The organism is Peribacillus sp. P4_C12 (assembly GCF_056402095.1).
On the sequence record NZ_JBFUIB010000396.1, the window covers coordinates 1 to 3,495 of the forward strand.

The following is a 3,495-nucleotide window of genomic DNA, read 5'->3' on the forward strand; positions in this document are numbered from 1 at the left end:
GTTCCATTCTTGGCTCGATGACAGTTGAGGAGATTTATAAAAATCGCGAAAAGTTTTCCCAGGAAGTACAGAGGGTGGCTTCACAAGATTTGGCAAAAATGGGACTCATCATCGTATCGTTCACAATTAAAGATGTCCGAGATAAAAATGGATATCTTGAATCCCTTGGTAAACCAAGAATTGCACAAGTAAAGAGAGATGCAGATATTGCAACAGCGGAGGCAGAGAAAGAAACGCGAATCAAGCGTGCAGAAGCTTCAAAGGAAGCCCAGCGTGCTGAAGTCGAACGGGCTACAGAAATAGCGGAAGCCGAAAAAATCAACAAGCTAAAGGTCGCCGAGTTCCGACGCGAGCAAGATATTGCCAAAGCCCGAGCTGACCAAGCTTATGACCTAGAAACAGCAAGGTCAAAACAGGAAGTTACGGAACAGGAAATGCAAATCAGAATCATCGAGCGGCAAAAGCAAATCGAGCTTGAAGAAAAAGAAATTCTCCGCCGTGAAAAGCAATATGATTCTGAGGTGAAGAAAAAGGCGGATGCTGACCGCTATGCGGTAGAGCAGGCAGCCTCTGCTAATAAGATGAAACAGATTACAGAAGCGGATGCCGATAAATATAAAATTGAAGCTATGGCGAAAGCAGAAGCAGAACGTGTCAGAATGGATGGACTTGCAAAAGCGGATGCACAAAGGGCCCAAGGTACGTCGGAAGCAGAAATTATCCGGTTAAAAGGGGTGGCAGAAGCGGAAGCTAAGCAGAAGATAGCTGAAGCCTTTGAACAGTTTGGGCAAGCGGCAGTGATGGATATGATTTTGAAAATGCTACCGGAATATGCTAAACAAGTAGCAGGTCCACTTAGTAATATCGACAAAATTACCGTAGTGGATACGGGTGGAAGTGGTGCGAATGGCGGTGCGAATAAAGTGACTGGGTATGCAACAAATTTAATGGCAACATTGCAGGAGTCATTAAAGGCTTCTTCAGGCATTGATGTCAAAGACTTACTTGAGAATTTCTCAGGTAAGCGTAATTTGTTCCCGACTACAATTAATCAAGAGCATGCTGAAACTAATATGAATATGGCGGCAGCGAAAGAAGAAGTAGCAAAGTGAAGTTGAAAAAGGTAAGAGCATAATTATGCTCTTACCTTTTTTTGTGGAGTGGTGTTAGGATGTCTAAGCGCACTTTCTATATTTCTAAAAGGTTTTATAGGTTTCTGTGGTTTTATTTAGCTTTTAATAGGCTAGTAAAAATATGACATGTTAACAATAAGCGTGAAATTTCTATTACTTTGTCGATATGTTTTCAACTAAAATGGTACGAATAAATTTTTGAATTTCCTCTACAAGATCAAAATCCCCTCCAAATATAAGCCAATCATAAAGTGTTCCGCGCATGCAACGTGTGATCAGCATAGTAATTTCTTCAGATGGAATCTCTTTTCTAAATTCTCCTGCATCTTGTCCTTCTTGAACAAATGAATGAACGATTCTGTATAGGGTTCTATCTGTGTCTGAAAGAGATTTAGGTTGATTTGGAATCAATGCACTAACGTAAACTGTTCTCATCAAATCCTTTCCTAAGTCATCTCTCAAAAAAACCATTTGAGATTTGGTTAAGAGAAGAATTTTCTCACTACAGCTAAGGTCTTTAGGTATTGATTTAGTGAAAGAGGCATAAAAATCATCAATCTCTTTAAACTTTTCAATGAAGATTTCATACTTAGATTTAAAATGCACGTAGAACGCACCTTTTGATGTATTGCTAACACTTACAATTTCATCAACTGAAACCTGATTGAATCCTTTTTTGCTAAAAAGATCCAGAGCAACTTCTAAAATTTTCTTTTTAGTTTGCTGGGATTTAATTTGTCTTGGAGTAGAACGTGCCATTTATATCTCTCCTTTTTAAAAGGTGGTTTAAAAATTGCCATTCGAAGAACTTCTCATAACTATAAACCTCATTTTATTTTGGCGATTATAATGAATAACAACTTTGTTAATTTATATCCATCAGCCGCTATTCATTAGGAATAGGGCCTCACTCGAGTCAGTTGGTAGTTTTTTAATAAAGTTAATTATACAGGATTTGAGGAGATGTTCTTTATTTATTTCTTAAATACCTTGATACAATAGAGCTTGGGAATACCGAATTACCATAATTATAATAGAAATGTAAATATTCTGAAAATTAATTGACTGTGATGCGATGTATAATTATAATGAAATCGAAGACTGTAGTTTGTGAATATAGTCTCTATTTTGTATTCTTCGGTAAGAAATGTAAGCGTTTTATTTAGGTATGTCAAACATGCTGGGATTTAAAGGGGGAAAATGGTATGGATATTGTCGGAAATAGAACATTGAAAGAGTTATTAAACGAGCAAGCAGCTAGGCACAAAGATAAAACGTTTCTACTTTTTGAAGATATAGAACAGCAGAGATTTGAATTAACTTATGGTGAATTTGCTGATACAGTAAATCGTTTAAGTAACGTATTTATTGATTTAGGTGTAACGAAAGGTAAACATGTAACATTGCATCTCCCAAATTGTCTAGAGTTTATGACTTCGTGGTTTGCATTGGCTAATATCGGGGCTATTATGGTCCCAACCAACATTTTATCTACTAAAGATGAAATGGAATATCTACTGAATCATTCGGAGTCAATACTTCTCATTACGGAAGAGAAATATTTAGACAAATTTACAAACACACGTGAAAGTCTACCGTATTTACAGGAAATATTGCTAGTTCGATGTGAAAGTGAGAAATATGTGGATAAAGACTTAAAGCACTTAATAGCAAAAGCTAAATCTGACTTACCGGATATTTATGTAGATTCCGAGGATGTGGCTTCATTACTTTATACATCAGGTACGACATCAAAACCAAAGGGGGTTCAGATTACACACGCGAACTATCTATTCACAGGGGAAGTTATGTCAAAATCAATTCGCCTAGCTCCGAATGATAGGCAATTAATCGTTCTTCCATTGTTTCATGGAAATGCACAGTATTATTCTACAATGTCTGCTCTAGTAGTAGGGGGCAGTATTGCAATAACCGAACGATTTAGTGCTTCGCGTTATTTCAAACAAGCCAAAAGTTTAGGTGCAACGGTAGGTTCCTTATTCGCTGCACCAATAAGAATGATTCTTGCACAGAAATTCGACCAAACTGATATTAATCATTCTTTAAGAGTTATCTGGTTTGCTCAGTCGGTTGCGGAAGAACAATTAAAGGATTTTGAAGGGAAGTATAATGTCTCTTTACTACAGATGTATGGGATGACTGAAACTGTGGGAGTACCATTAATGAATCCATTAGATGGGATTCGCAATAATAAAAGTATTGGAAAGCCTACCATTGGTTATGAAGTAAAAATAGTCGATGAAATAGGAAATGAAGTACAAAATGGACAATCAGGTCAAATCGTAGTTAAAGGGATTCCGGGTCGTTCATTAATGAAGGGGTATTATAAAAATTTAGAGGC

Annotated in this window: 3 protein-coding genes; 2 read left to right on the forward strand and 1 reads right to left on the reverse strand. The window is 36.9% G+C overall.

Annotated features, from left to right (window positions below):
* Nucleotides 1-1,112 (forward strand): flotillin family protein (locus tag AC1DUW_RS23680; protein ID WP_477643604.1); only part of this gene is annotated, 1,112 nt, incomplete at its 5' end.
* A gap of 174 nt (nucleotides 1,113-1,286) precedes the next feature.
* Here AC1DUW_RS23680 and AC1DUW_RS23685 read toward each other — a convergent pair.
* On the reverse strand, nucleotides 1,287-1,892 hold the full coding sequence (locus tag AC1DUW_RS23685) for a TetR/AcrR family transcriptional regulator (protein WP_053346544.1): 606 nt from the start codon (nucleotides 1,890-1,892) through the stop codon (nucleotides 1,287-1,289).
* 446 nt (nucleotides 1,893-2,338) lie between these two features.
* Here AC1DUW_RS23685 and AC1DUW_RS23690 point away from each other — a divergent pair.
* On the forward strand, nucleotides 2,339-3,495 hold a 1,157-nt coding region (locus AC1DUW_RS23690; RefSeq protein ID WP_477643605.1), incomplete at its 3' end, for an AMP-binding protein.